We start from the raw sequence: 13,214 nt of genomic DNA on the forward strand, positions 1-13,214 counted from the left end.
TAACAAAAAACCTATCCCGAATCACTTTGAACAACCTGATCGAGTCAGCATCAGACAGCCGTTCATCGCTACTCTGACTGCCCTCTCACTATATCCGGCTAAAAATCCCTCCCAGAGCACAGTTTTTTCTCGACATGCAAGAAATTTTCAGCAAACTAGACGGCCTGCACATTGCCGCCTGGATAGCATTATTATTCAGTGATGCAATCACACAACTATCAATGGAAAGTCGTTTTATGAATCCTGTCGTTATTTCCGTCTGCGTCATGCTGGTACTGGCGCTGATGCGAGTCAACGTCGTGGTCGCGCTGACCTTCAGTGCCATCCTCGGCGGCCTTCTCGGAGGACTGTCTCTCACCGATACCATCTCTGCCTTTGAAGGCGGGCTGGGCGGCGGCGCCACCACAGCTTTGAGCTATGCCATGCTGGGTACTTTTGCCGTGGCCATTTCCCGTTCGGGTATTACCGATGTACTGGCACAAAAAGTCATCAAACGTATCAGCGGCCATCATAATGCGGCAGCAGCGACCGGTGTGAAGTACTCGGTACTGACCATTTTACTGCTGCTGTCGATTTCGTCGCAGAACGCGATTCCGGTCCACATTGCATTTATCCCGATTGTGATTCCCCCTTTGCTGCATGTGTTCGCCAAACTCAAGCTGGATCGCCGCCTGATTGCCTGCGTACTGACCTTTGGTCTGGTGACACCTTACATGGTGCTGCCTGTAGGCTTTGGCGGCATTTTCCTCAACAATATCCTGCTGAAAAATCTGCATGACAACGGTCTGGATGTGGCAGCCAGCCAGGTGCCTTATGCTATGATTCTGCCGGCAGCCGGTATGCTGTTCGGTCTGCTGCTGGCCACCTTTGTCAGCTATCGCAAACCCCGGGAATATTCTGAAGCACAGATTCTGGCCAGCGAGCCGGAGCACGCTGAAATCAACATGCAGCATGTTTATGTGGCCGTTATTGCTATCGCAGCGGCACTGGGCGTTCAGCTTTACAGTGGGTCGATGATCATTGGGGGTCTTGCCGGCTTCATGGTGTTTACCCTTGCCGGTGTGATCAAGTGGAAAGATACCCATGATGTGTTCACTAAAGGCGTGCACATGATGGCGATGATAGGTTTCATCATGATTGCGGCTGCCGGCTTTGCAGCCGTCATGAAAGCCACTGGCGGGGTGGAAACCCTGGTCAGTTCGCTGTCTGATGCCATCGGCGACAACAAAGCACTCGCTGCTCTGTTGATGCTGGTCGTTGGCCTGCTGGTGACCATGGGTATCGGGTCATCCTTCTCGACCATTCCGATTCTGGCGACTATCTATGTGCCGTTATGCCTGAGCTTTGGCTTCTCGCCGCTGGCGACTGTGGCGCTGGTCGGTACCGCAGCAGCGCTGGGCGATGCCGGATCGCCAGCCTCGGATTCAACCCTGGGCCCGACTGCCGGTCTGAATGCTGACGGCCAGCACGAGCACGTGTGGGACACGGTAGTCCCTACCTTTATTCACTACAACCTGCCACTGATTGCCTTTGGCTGGCTGGCCTCTATGATGCTGTAGCCGCTCATAGTTTGGCAGAAACAAAAAGACCCCGCACTGCGGGGTCTTTTTTTATCAATACCAGCTGTCAGATATTATTCTGCGGCTTCTGCACTGTCGCGACGTGCTGCGGCTTCTTTGATTAATGGCTGCAGTTCACCTTTCTGGAACATTTCCAGAATAATGTCACAACCGCCAACCAGCTCACCTTCGATCCACAGCTGTGGGAACGTTGGCCATTGCGCATAAATTGGCAACTCAGCGCGGATATCCGGGTTTTGCAGGATATCAACGTAAGCAAATTTTTCACCACAAGCCATCAGCGCCTGAGAAGCCTGTGAAGAGAAACCGCAGCTCGGCAGTTTTGGTGATCCTTTCATGTACAGCAGAATTGGGTTTTCTTCGATCTGCTGTTTGATTTTGTCGATGGTTTCCATAGCTTCCTCTAACAACGTTAGCTTTATAGTAAGTGTGATACCCACATTCTACTTTGTCACGGCAAGGAAAAAAACGCCTAATGAAAGTAAGGTTAAGACTTATACTTGTCTGAACGCTTGCTTACCATCTTATGCCTGCTGTGACCTTTTTCATTCAGACTACTTTTAATAAAGAAAAAACTTGCTAAAATGATTTGCAAACACGCAAGCCTATCGCTTGTATACAATAACAAACACAGTTTGAAGTGACGCAGGCTTTAGCCTGCTCACGGAAGCAATGTCGTGGGTCTGCCCACACCATCAATATGGAGAATCGAGTAATGGCATTCGAACTACCTGCTCTACCGTACGAGAAAAATGCACTTGAGCCGCACATCTCTCAAGAGACGCTGGAATACCACCACGGTAAGCACCACAACACCTATGTTGTGAAACTGAACGGCCTGATCGAAGGTACTGAGTACGCAGACAAATCTCTGGAAGAGATCATCAAGACCTCGACTGGCGGTGTTTTCAACAACGCAGCTCAGATCTGGAACCACACTTTCTACTGGCACTGCCTGAGCCCAAATGGTGGCGGTGAGCCAACTGGCGCAGTGGCCGACGCCATTGTGAAAGCGTTTGGTTCTTTTGACGCATTCAAAGCAAAATTCACTGATTCAGCAATCAACAACTTTGGTTCATCATGGACCTGGCTGGTGAAAAAAGCAGACGGTTCACTGGACATCGTGAACACCTCTAACGCTGGTACGCCACTGACTGAAGAAGGTGTAACGCCTCTGCTGACAGTTGATCTGTGGGAACACGCTTACTACATCGACTACCGTAACCTGCGTCCAGACTACATGAATGGTTTCTGGGCACTGGTGAACTGGGAATTCGTTGCTAAAAACCTGGCAGCTTAATCCTCAAACCTGACGGTTCAGATCGCAAAAGGCCCGCACATCAGTGCGGGCCTTTTCTTATGGATTTTTGTCAGATTTTCAATTGTTGATTTTTCAGCAGGCAGCCCCACTACTTACTGAGCAAAATCATCGACCTGAATGATCAGACAATCAGGCTTTCTCTGCCAGAATGATACGCAGTGTACGGCGCAGCGGTTCGGCAGCACCCCACAATAACTGATCACCCACAGTGAAGGCATTGAGGAAATCATCGCCCATTGCCAGCTTACGCAGACGACCCACAGGTACAGACAGCGTGCCTGTCACTTTCGTTGGCGTCAGCTCCTGCGTGGTAATGTCACGCTCGTTCGGGATCACTTTCACCCAGTCATTGTGCGAGGCAATAATCCCTTCGATTTCATCCAGCGGAACATTCTTCTTCAGTTTCAGCGTCAGCGCCTGGCTGTGACAACGCATCGCACCGATACGCACACAAGTCCCGTCAATCGCAATCGGGCTGTTACCAGTTGCCAGAATCTTGTTGGTCTCAACGCCGCCTTTCCACTCTTCTTTGCTCTGACCATTTTCGCGTTTCACATCGATCCATGGGATCAGAGAGCCCGCCAACGGCACACCAAACTCAGAGGTTGGGAAGTCAGCTGAGCGCATGGCTTGCGCTACTTTACGGTCAATATCCAGAATAGAGGTAGCCGGATTCGCCAGCTCGCTGGTCACGTTGTCATTAATGACACCCATTTGAGAGATCAACTCGCGCATATTCTTGGCACCAGCACCAGAGGCTGCCTGATACGTCTGGGAGGTCATCCACTCAACCAGACCAGCCTGGAACAAGCCACCGACTGCCATCAGCATCAGGCTGACCGTACAGTTACCACCGGCGAATGAACGCACGCCAGAGTGAATCCCTTGCTGAATTTGATCGAAGTTCACCGGATCCAGCGTGATGATGGTTTGATCATCCATACGCAGCGTGGACGCCGCATCAATCCAGTAACCTTTCCAGCCTGCCTGACGCAGCGCCGGATAAACTTTCTCGGTATAGCTGCCACCCTGACAGGTAATAATGGCATCAAGCTTCTTCAGAGCATCAATATCAAATGCATCATGAAGTACGCCTGCATCTTTACCGAAGTCAGGCGCAGGAATTCCAACCTGAGAGGTTGAAAAGAAAACAGGTTCAATATGGTCAAAGTCTTTTTCTTCCACCATACGTTGCATAAGCACAGAACCGACCATGCCGCGCCAACCGATCAAACCAACTTTCATCATAGCTTGCTACACTCCATGTTGACGTGATTGGGCACCTCCTAAATCGATTGGAGAAAAGCCACCTTTAGTATGCAACAGGTCAAATAAAGGCCATCAGTGACACACTGACAGCCGCATACCCATTTCAATCACGTTTTTGAAAACCACATTCATGACTCTTGCGTATCGAAAACACTCTGCAATCGTGCAACAGCCACGAACCGAAGATAGCTAAATACCATAAAGCAAAGCCCCTACCAACGCAACAAAATGCCAAAATTAACTGGTGTCAAAGCTGTAACACAGCGCAGCATGACGAGTGCACCAGCTTTTTCAGAGTATTCAGCTAATTTGATGTCATTGTACAGAGTGATGATGCTAGATTTTCAGGGAATAAATCATGATTTTTCTGAAAGAAGTAAAATCCTGTTTTTCACACTCTTCAATTCAACAAACCAGATTTTCACTTCCCTTTCGTTGACTTTATTGCTGTCAGGGCATTGATTCATCATCAACTGCTAAAAAGTATTCATCATCTGTCTGTTACGATTGATGTGAAGGCTGAGCAAGGGTTCAGAAATAAGCAGATTATCAGGGGTGAAGCGAGAGGAAGGCGCCAGCAAACTGACTCTGAAGAATACAGTCAGAGTCAGCGGGATAAAAAGTCCGAAACATCAAAGTTCGATCAGACGTACCGCACCGACTTACATCCGCGCGGCACACCTGGTTAACCGCCTGTCAGTTATCGCTGTTCTGGCGTCGCTGAAGCTGATCTTTGAGGTTCGGCGGGGTACCTTTAATCGTCAGTGTATCGGTTTGCGGATCGTAGAAAATGCGCTCACCCAGCAACATGCTGTCGAAGTTGATCGTCAGCCCGCCACCCGAACCGACAAACTTGGTCAGCTTACGTATGGCTGTGCGATCTGCCGGAAAGGTCTCTTCCAGCTCGTACCCCTGGTTGGAGGTAAACTGATAAAAGTCGACACCCGCCTCTGTGGTCGGTAATTCGCCCGACAATTCTTTCACCGCGACTTCTTCACCGGACTGCAACTGACCGTTGCAGTAATCGTAAACCTGCTTGCGGTACTGCTGTTTTTCCTCTTTATCCATCCGAGAATCGGCACAGAAATCCTCAACCGCTTGCATCAGTACCTGATTCTGTACTTTGACGTCCAGTCCGACTTCCGCCTGCAGGAAATCTAAGAAAAAGTCGGCCACTTTGCGACCAACCCGACCTTTAATAAAAGTCAGGTAGCGATTACATTCGGGATCGGTCTCCCAGGATGACAAGTCTATCCGGGCAACAATTTCCATTTTGCTGACATCCAGATAGTCTGTGGCGCTAATATCAAGCTGGTCAGTTACCTTCATGCTGTGGCAGGTCGGCAGAAGGCCGATGAAGAGATAATCGGTAGCCAGAGACTGGTATTGCGCCATCACCAGTGTTCCGGCATCAGCAAACGGATACTTCACCAGTTCAGATTGCAACCGTTGTGAGGCCTGATTGGAAAAAGTCAGAAAATCTAGGTCTCCCTGGCGGCACTGTTTCAGCCAGTAACCGAATTCGCTCTCTTCGGCGAATCGGCCAAAGCCTTTGGCACCCTTGCTGCTGTACACCCGGTGTAATTCAGCAACCAGCTCAGTGGTGGTGTCTGTATGTTCTAATTCCTGCTCTCTCAGCTGAACAGACAGTTCATCTTGTTCATTTTTGGAGAATTGGTGCAGGATGACGTTGGAAAGCGTGAGACTCATAATGGAAAAGTTTTTCAGTAAATCTAAAGTGTAGGGTATTATAAGTCGCTTTCTTCACCATAAAACAAGACCTGATATGCCAATTACATCAAAATACAGTAATGAAAAAGTGGAACAGATCCTTGATGATGTGTTCGACGTCTTTGAAAAGCACGGTACATCTGCTGAATTAGCGCTTATGATTGTAGGTAATGTTGCTACCAATATCATTAACGCTGATGTCCCGGCATCACAACGTCATGCCATTGCTGAGAAATTTGCCCAAGCTCTGCTGACCTCAATCAAGAAAGATTAATCCCAGCACCAGAGAGAAGAAGAACACAGGTATATGGTCTCCAGCGGAAACAACTACAAAGAAACCGTGTCACAGCTGATTAGCTGGGGACACTGGTTCAGTTTTTTCAATATTATCGCAGCCATGCTGTTAGGTACCCGGTACATCATCCATTCGGACTGGCCGGAAACCCTGATGGGGCAGCTTTATATGGGCCTGAGCTGGGTGGGTCATTTCGGCTTTCTGGTTTTTGGCTTTTACATTCTCATTCTGTTTCCAGCCAGTTTTCTGATTCCCTCTCAGCGCTTAATGCGGCTGTTTGCGGTACTGGTTGGAACCATAGGTCAAACCATACTGATTCTCGACACCCATGCTTACGAAAGCCTGGAGTTGCATCTCAGCCCTCTGGTCTGGGATCTGTTACTCAGTGGGGAACGCACCGAACTGAATGCCCGCTGGCAATACCTGTTCATCGTCGTGCCAGCCATCTTCCTGCTCCAGCTGTTCCTGTCGGAATGGCTGTGGCGCAAGCTGCGTAAACTCACCCGTAAACATGTCGGCGTACCGATTGCTTCTGTGTTTGGCCTGTGTTTTCTTGCCAGCCATCTGATCTACATCTGGGCGGATGCCAATCTTTATCGCCCTGTGACGGCACAACGGTCGAATTTTCCGTTGTCCTATCCCATGACAGCCAAATCCTTTATGGAGCGCCATGGCCTGTTAGACCGGCAGGAATATGCCCGTCTGCAGGAAAAGCAAGGCGTTGAAAACAGCGAAAGTATCCGTTACCCGCTCAAGCCGCTGTCATTCAGCGATAAAGGAAGTGGCCAGAACCTGCTGGTGATCATGATTGATGGCTTGCGCAGCGACATGGTCACAACAGAAACCATGCCGTATCTGTCCGCTTACGCACAGCAAAATCTGAACTTTACCGACCATTACAGCACAGGAAACGACAGTACCCTGGGCACATTTGGTTTATTTTATGGTCTGCCAGGGGCATACAATACCAGTATCCGGGCTGAACACAGTCCACCGGTTTTGCTCGAAACCCTCACCAAACGCGGTTACCGGTTTGGTCTGTTCAGCGGTTCTGGCTTTGCCGATGTCATTTATCCTCAGGCTATTTTCACGAAAGATCAGATCGCTTTAGCCGCAGCGCTGAATCCTGAGCCCCCGCATAGCGATCAACAAGCTATCACCAATATGCAAAGCTGGTTGAGCAAACAAACGCCAGGCAAACCCTGGTTTGGCTATCTGGAACTGGTTTCAGTACAGGATTACGAGGATGCTGATCATGCCATCGAGGCGACGTTCTCTCCCTCACTGAAAGACACCCAGCCCGGTGAGGACTCAAGCATCGATCCGGCTGAATTGCTGAAAAACAGTTATCGTAATGCCGCTTACTATGTTGATGAACAGCTGATTGCTATCTTTGACAGCCTAATGAAACGCGACATGCTGGACAATACAATCGTGATGATCACGGCTAACCACGGCACTGAGTTTAATGAAACCGGCACCAATTCCTGGGGTTCGGGATCAAACTACAGCCAGTATCAGCTGAAAGTTCCGCTGATCGTCCATTGGCCAGACAGTCAGAGCGCTCAAATCAGTCGGTCGACCAGTCATCTTGATATTGTTCCCACCCTGATGGAAACCTTACTCAGTACGACAACAGCACCAGAATTTTACAGCAGTGGTATCAGTCTGTTCGATAACAGCAATAAACGACGCTGGGTGCTGGCTGGAGACAATCAGGACATTGTGGTTGTTCAGCCCGAAGGCACCACCATTGTGGATAAATACGGCAACTACACTGTGTATGACGCTGAATACAGAATGCAAGATAACGGAAAACCGAAACTCTCCACCTTGATGCAGGTGATGCATGAACTGAAGCGGTTTTATCAGCCAGGTTCAGCGCAGTAAAATCTCAACAGGGCAGCCTGCACAGCTGCCCTGTTCTTTATTTACGAACCACTCATGATTTTGAACTAATGATAATCAAGGTTACTGGCATAACACTGTTCGTAGCCATCATTCCAGCCATTGGCGTACTTATTCTCTTTTTTCATTCTCTCAGGATCCTGACGAAATCCGTCATAAAAAGTCGTCGCCTGAACTTTTCGGCTGTCACAACCGTCCTGATACCCTTCCAGATAATTGCGGGTAAATCCCAGCTCCGCAAGCTGAGCATGCCGTGTTTGACCACATGCCGACAAAATCAGAGAAAGTGATACCCACAACAAAAACACATGTCGTCTTTTCATGTTCTCACCTAACGGTGCAAATAAAGTCAAATTATCCCCGTAAGGTAAAAATAGTGAAACTTGTCTGTTCGCCTTGTCTCAAGATTGACACAAGGGACGTCTAACCGCAAAGTGCTCACCGCATGTCCAGACCAATCAGCTCATGTTGGCTGTCAGTCAGCAAAAACACTCTCCGGCACCGCTGAGCAGCACTCTCAAAACAAATACCCCCAGCGTATCACTGCAACAACACTCATTAAGACATCATAAATTTGACTGTGGCCGGATTTTAACCAATTGTTTTATCTGTTTATTCAATTTTCCGCGCGAGCACGCTGTTCTATTTTCATTATTCTTATATCGTAATGCGTTGAAAAATACTTCATCAACCCTCTAAGTCAGTAGCAGTGAGAACGGAATGGATTCCTTCTATCAGGCATACTTTTCACAGTGGCAGACAGCAACAGAGAGGTCAGTGGTGATTGACAGGCTGCTTCCTCTGTTTTGCCGCCATTTAAGTGCCTCATCGTGCGGTCTGTTCGTTAAAAAGCACGCTGAATGGATACATTTCACGCATTGCTCTCCATCCATTCAAGCGCCAGCCACACCGCGTGATGAGGAGCTTGATGACTGGCTTTGTCAGCCCCTGCCTTTTTCCCGGCAGAGTGCCGAGAAAACAGTGCTATGGCTTCCGCTGCAACATCAGGGGATACCTCTTGGCTTGCTGGCACTGAGTTATCCGGCAGGTTCAGCACTCACCGATCCTGACTATTTACAGCCTTGTATCCTCCACCTGAGTGCCGAGCTCAGAACTTACATTGCAGCAGGTCAACCTGTTGGTTCAGGTCCGGTTTTACTGGATATGCTACAGGGCTTGCACGATATCTCTTTTGCTCTATGGCGCGCACAAAGTATTGACGAGATGCTCTTTCATGCCGTCGATCAGGGAAAGAAAGTGCTGAATATTGATCGTATCGCTGTTTTTCTTCTGACAGGGCATAACAGAATGAAAGGCACTTATGGCACAGATACCGAAGGAAATACGGTCAAAGAAGCCTATTTTGAATCCACTATCCCGCCTCACTGGTTCATTGACCATCCCCAGGCACAGCATGGTTACCTGGCCATTGAAGAAAACACATCGCTTTATCATGATTTGCAAGAAATCGGGGTTGGCTGGAGTGCCTACACCTCATTGTGGGACGGGGATAAGCGCGTCGGCTGGATAGCTTACGATAACCTGATTCACGGACGCCCGATGGCTGATTATCATCCGCAGCTTCTCAAGCAATTCAGCTTTATTGTCTCCCAGCATCTGGTGCGCAGACAGACAGAAGACAACCTGAACCAACTTAATGGCGAGCTTGAGAAAAGGGTCACCGAACGAACGCGTGAACTGCGACAGCTCAACCGGCAACTGGAATACACCTCCCGTCATGATCCCTTGACTCAGGTGCCGAACCGGCGTGTGTTTGATCAGACCCTGCCCTTAGAATGGCGCAGGGCCCAGCGGCATCAGTTACCCGTCTCTTTGCTGATGATTGATGTGGATCACTTTAAGTCATTCAATGACAACTATGGTCACGCAACTGGCGACCGTTGTCTGACTCTGATCGCTCAGACGCTGGTCTCGGTCGAGCGACGGGCAGGCGCGCTGTTTGCCCGTTATGGCGGAGAAGAGTTCGTGATTCTGCTGCCGGGTCAAAACGCCCAGGCTGCGATTGTCGCCGCACAGAACGCCTTAGATGCAGTGCGTTCATTGCTCATTCCGGTCAACGACCAGGAATACTGCAGTGTCACTGTGAGTGTAGGTATCAGTTGTATCGTACCGGACAAACACTCTACAGCAGATCAACTGTTTAACCAGGCCGATAGCGCCTTATACAAAGCCAAGTCGCTGGGCCGGAATACTTTTTTTATTTACGAAGACTAGTTTATTTACGACGACTAGCCGTCTTCTTCTGGCCTTCACGCTTCTGTCCTGTCGTTCCTGATGAGTGCCTGCTCCGCGCTCGTCGGTGATAGCTCCCCTTGCCTTTGGCGGCAGGCGGGGCAACCGCCTGGAGGGTACGGAGGCTGGGCGGAATACCGCCGGATTTTATCGTGCTCATCAGTTGCTCAATTTGCTGCTGCAGTGCTGCCATGAACGGCTGGTAAGCATATTTCCGCTCAGCCATATCTTGCAGCTGGTGTTCCCAATGTGCCGTCATGTCCGGGTACGTCGCTTCATCGGGTAAGGCGTACACCAAAGCGCGACCAGCATCTGAGGCATGAATATTTTTCCCCTGACGGTAGAGCAACTGGCGCTTGAACAAGACCTCCATAATACCGGCCCGGGTGGCTTCAGTGCCTAAACCGTCCGTCTCGCGCAGAATCTTCTTCAGCGATTTATCTGCGACAAAACGGCCAATGCCCGTCATCGCCTGCAGCAAGGTAGCTTCGGTAAAATGCTTCGGCGGCTCAGTCACCCTGTCTTTGATCTCTCCATCCTGACAGGTCAGCACTGTGCCTTTATCCAAAGGCGGTACCTTATCGGCCAAATCCTGCTCTTTGTCTGTATCGTCTTTGCCCTGCAATACTTTCCAGCCTGGCTGCATCAGCTGGCGGCCTCGGGCAATAAACACCCCGCCAGCGATAGAAAAGGTCAATTTGGCTTCTGCGTAGACCGCCGCCGGATAAAACTGCATCAGATACTGACGGGCAATCAACTGATAAACCTTGGCCTCCTGATCGCTCAGACTACCGGGCTGCACCGCTTTGGGGGTGGGAATAATGGCATGGTGCGCATCCACTTTACTGTCATTCCAGGCTTTTGAGCGTAACGACAAATCCGCGCCCTTGACCGCCTCCAGCATCTGCGGTGCCGTTGACGACACGGCTTTCACCACCTCACTGGCCTGACGATAGTGATCGACCGGCAGATAACGGCAGTCAGAGCGCGGATAGGTAATCACTTTATGTTTCTCATACAGTGACTGGCAGCACGCCAGTACATCCGCCGCGCTCATGCCGAAGCGACGGGCAGAGTCGATCTGCAGTGCCGACAAAGAATACGGTAAGGGCGGCGACTGGCGGGTTTCTTTTCGCTCCGCATCCGAGACAGTGGCTGGCTGGCCTTTGATACGCGTAACGACATTCTCACACAGCTTGCGATTGAGCACCCGGCCCTCCTCGTCTTGCCAGGGTTCGCAAGCCTGGCTCGGCTGCCAGCGGGCGCGGATCACATTGTCCTGATAAGGGATCAGTGCATAGACATCATAAAAAGGCACCGGCACAAAATTGGCAATTTCGTCATCCCGGCGAGTCACCAGCCCAAGCACAGGTGTTTGCACCCTGCCCACCGACAGGACGCCTTGATAGCCGCCCCGCTGCCCAAGCAAGGTATAGGCACGGGACATATTCATGCCGTACAGCCAGTCCGCCCGGGATCGGGCCAGGGCCGACACCGACAGCGGAATAAAATCGCTGTTGTCCCTGAGCTGCCCAAGCGCTCTTTTGACTGCTGCCGGGTTCAGATCTGAGATGAGTAACCGTTTCATGGCCGCTTTTTTTGCAGCGGCCAGTTTCACGTAATCAATCACTTCATCGACCAGCAACTGACCTTCCCGGTCTGGGTCACCAGCATGGATCACTTCATCCGCCTGCTTCACTAACTTGCGGACCACACTCAGTTGCTGCTTGGCCGATTTTCTCGGGGCCAGTTGCCACTGTTCAGGGATGATCGGCAAATCATCCAGATTCCATTTCTTATAGCGCGGATCATAGGCATCCGGTTCAACCTGCTCAAGCAAATGGCCGATACACCAAGTGACGATGTCGCCGTTGGCCACTTCTATGTAGCCTTGATGATTCTTATGCGGACGGGGTAATACGGCTGCAATAGCACGCCCCAGACTGGGCTTTTCAGCGATATAAAGACGGGTCATGAAGTCTGTAACTACTGGAAATAACTCTCCGCACTATAAAGAATCCAACAATAGGTGACAATCATTACTGGATATAAACCCAGTAACAGTTCACAAAGTCGACACGCTAGCTCGCTGAAGCCTGAGACTGAATCAGTCCCGGCATTTGGAGTTATTGGGACCAGAACTCCGGTAAGAATGGGACCTGACAACAATGAAGGAAACAGGCAGCAAAACGCTGCCTGAAGACGTCAGCAGGAAATTACAAATATTCGACAAATTGCGCTAAATCCCGCTCCGGTGCTTTCACATCGCGGCAGTCCGGGGTGCCCAGATACAGAAAACCAACAATCATGTCATCCCCCTGAACGCCCAGCGCTTCACGCACCACTGCGTGATACGCCCAGCTTCCTGTGCGCCAGAATCCCGCAAACCCCTGAGCAACCGCCGCCATCTGCATCGCCTGAGCCGCACAGCCGGCTGAGAGATGTTGTTCAATCACAGGGATTTTATCGCTGGCTTGCACTTTAGCGACAACAGTTATCACCATAGGCGCACGGAAAGGGGCTTTAGAAGCCTTCTCGATCACGGCCTCTTCTGCGCCGTCAGCCTGAGCGGCAGAAACCAGAATATCGGCCAGCTTTTGCAACCCTTCGCCTTGCGAGACGATAAAACGCCAGGGCGTCAGCGCACCATGATCCGGCGCCCTGAGGCCAGCACGGAGAATATTGTCCAATGCTTCCCCCTGAGGGGCCGGGACAGTCATTTTAGGCAGAGAACGACGATTGAGCAGCAGCGACAGCGCATCCATAAATAATGTATCCTTGATGATAACAATTCTTGTTAAATACCATACCACATCTGCCCTGCTGAGTAACCGCCATGCAAGAGAGGCGCCCGCAG

General features: G+C 50.4%; 11 protein-coding genes. 5 read left to right on the forward strand and 6 right to left on the reverse strand.

What is annotated here, in order from left to right:
• Window positions 1-236: 236 nt before the first annotated feature.
• Window positions 237-1,559, forward strand: coding sequence for a Na+/H+ antiporter family protein (locus tag LN341_RS10840; protein WP_120511365.1), 1,323 nt, complete (start codon window positions 237-239; stop codon window positions 1,557-1,559).
• A gap of 74 nt (window positions 1,560-1,633) precedes the next feature.
• Here the strand turns inward: LN341_RS10840 and LN341_RS10845 are convergent, their stop codons facing one another.
• Entirely contained in the window at window positions 1,634-1,975 is a 342-nt protein-coding gene (locus LN341_RS10845) for a Grx4 family monothiol glutaredoxin (protein ID WP_027252810.1), read from the reverse strand.
• 320 nt (window positions 1,976-2,295) lie between these two features.
• On the opposite strand from LN341_RS10845, the gene sodB reads away from it, so the two are divergent.
• Window positions 2,296-2,880, forward strand: a complete 585-nt coding sequence (sodB, locus tag LN341_RS10850; protein ID WP_046218679.1) for a superoxide dismutase [Fe] — start codon at window positions 2,296-2,298, stop codon at window positions 2,878-2,880.
• Window positions 2,881-3,030: 150 nt separating this feature from the next.
• Here the strand turns inward: sodB and asd are convergent, their stop codons facing one another.
• Both asd and yejK read right to left on the reverse strand, forming a co-directional pair.
• The gene (gene asd, locus LN341_RS10855; protein ID WP_234205017.1) at window positions 3,031-4,146 is read right to left on the reverse strand and encodes an aspartate-semialdehyde dehydrogenase; all 1,116 of its coding nucleotides are present in this window, start codon (window positions 4,144-4,146) and stop codon (window positions 3,031-3,033) included.
• Between the two features lie 720 nt (window positions 4,147-4,866).
• Entirely contained in the window at window positions 4,867-5,880 is a 1,014-nt protein-coding gene (gene yejK, locus LN341_RS10860) for a nucleoid-associated protein YejK (protein ID WP_234203285.1), read from the reverse strand.
• Window positions 5,881-5,956: 76 nt separating this feature from the next.
• Here yejK and LN341_RS10865 point away from each other — a divergent pair, with 76 nt between their 5' ends.
• Both LN341_RS10865 and LN341_RS10870 read left to right on the forward strand, forming a co-directional pair.
• A complete protein-coding gene (locus LN341_RS10865; protein WP_046218681.1) occupies window positions 5,957-6,175 on the forward strand; it encodes a YejL family protein in 219 nt (72 codons plus the stop codon).
• 33 nt (window positions 6,176-6,208) lie between these two features.
• Window positions 6,209-8,086: a DUF3413 domain-containing protein gene (locus LN341_RS10870; protein WP_234203286.1), complete on the forward strand. Its 1,878-nt coding sequence runs from the start codon at window positions 6,209-6,211 to the stop codon at window positions 8,084-8,086.
• 65 nt (window positions 8,087-8,151) lie between these two features.
• Here LN341_RS10870 and LN341_RS10875 read toward each other — a convergent pair whose 3' ends face one another.
• Window positions 8,152-8,427 carry a hypothetical protein gene (locus LN341_RS10875; RefSeq protein WP_046218683.1) on the reverse strand — a complete coding sequence of 92 codons (276 nt, stop codon included), beginning with the start codon at window positions 8,425-8,427 and terminating at the stop codon, window positions 8,152-8,154.
• 397 nt (window positions 8,428-8,824) lie between these two features.
• Here LN341_RS10875 and LN341_RS10880 point away from each other — a divergent pair, with 397 nt between their 5' ends.
• Window positions 8,825-10,339 (forward strand): GGDEF domain-containing protein, encoded by a 1,515-nt coding sequence (locus tag LN341_RS10880; protein ID WP_234203287.1) that lies wholly within the window; start codon window positions 8,825-8,827, stop codon window positions 10,337-10,339.
• Between the two features lies 1 nt (window position 10,340).
• Here the strand turns inward: LN341_RS10880 and LN341_RS10885 are convergent, their stop codons facing one another.
• On the reverse strand, window positions 10,341-12,332 hold the full coding sequence (locus tag LN341_RS10885; protein WP_234203288.1) for a DNA topoisomerase III: 1,992 nt from the start codon (window positions 12,330-12,332) through the stop codon (window positions 10,341-10,343).
• A gap of 241 nt (window positions 12,333-12,573) precedes the next feature.
• A complete protein-coding gene (locus tag LN341_RS10890) occupies window positions 12,574-13,122 on the reverse strand; it encodes an NAD(P)H nitroreductase (RefSeq protein ID WP_046218685.1) in 549 nt (182 codons plus the stop codon).
• Between the last annotated feature and the right edge of the window lie 92 nt (window positions 13,123-13,214).

It is taken from the genome of Photobacterium sp. TLY01, assembly GCF_021432065.1.
Taxonomy (GTDB): domain Bacteria; phylum Pseudomonadota; class Gammaproteobacteria; order Enterobacterales; family Vibrionaceae; genus Photobacterium; species Photobacterium halotolerans_A.

Coding starts and splice junctions, on each gene's coding strand:
- LN341_RS10840 (WP_120511365.1), top strand. CDS start 237: ATGAATCCTGTCGTTATTTCCGTCTGCGTCATGCTGGTACTGGCGCTG.
- LN341_RS10845 (WP_027252810.1), bottom strand. CDS start 1,975: ATGGAAACCATCGACAAAATCAAACAGCAGATCGAAGAAAACCCAATT.
- sodB (WP_046218679.1), top strand. CDS start 2,296: ATGGCATTCGAACTACCTGCTCTACCGTACGAGAAAAATGCACTTGAG.
- asd (WP_234205017.1), bottom strand. CDS start 4,146: ATGAAAGTTGGTTTGATCGGTTGGCGCGGCATGGTCGGTTCTGTGCTT.
- yejK (WP_234203285.1), bottom strand. CDS start 5,880: ATGAGTCTCACGCTTTCCAACGTCATCCTGCACCAATTCTCCAAAAAT.
- LN341_RS10865 (WP_046218681.1), top strand. CDS start 5,957: ATGCCAATTACATCAAAATACAGTAATGAAAAAGTGGAACAGATCCTT.
- LN341_RS10870 (WP_234203286.1), top strand. CDS start 6,209: ATGGTCTCCAGCGGAAACAACTACAAAGAAACCGTGTCACAGCTGATT.
- LN341_RS10875 (WP_046218683.1), bottom strand. CDS start 8,427: ATGAAAAGACGACATGTGTTTTTGTTGTGGGTATCACTTTCTCTGATT.
- LN341_RS10880 (WP_234203287.1), top strand. CDS start 8,825: ATGGATTCCTTCTATCAGGCATACTTTTCACAGTGGCAGACAGCAACA.
- LN341_RS10885 (WP_234203288.1), bottom strand. CDS start 12,332: ATGACCCGTCTTTATATCGCTGAAAAGCCCAGTCTGGGGCGTGCTATT.
- LN341_RS10890 (WP_046218685.1), bottom strand. CDS start 13,122: ATGGATGCGCTGTCGCTGCTGCTCAATCGTCGTTCTCTGCCTAAAATG.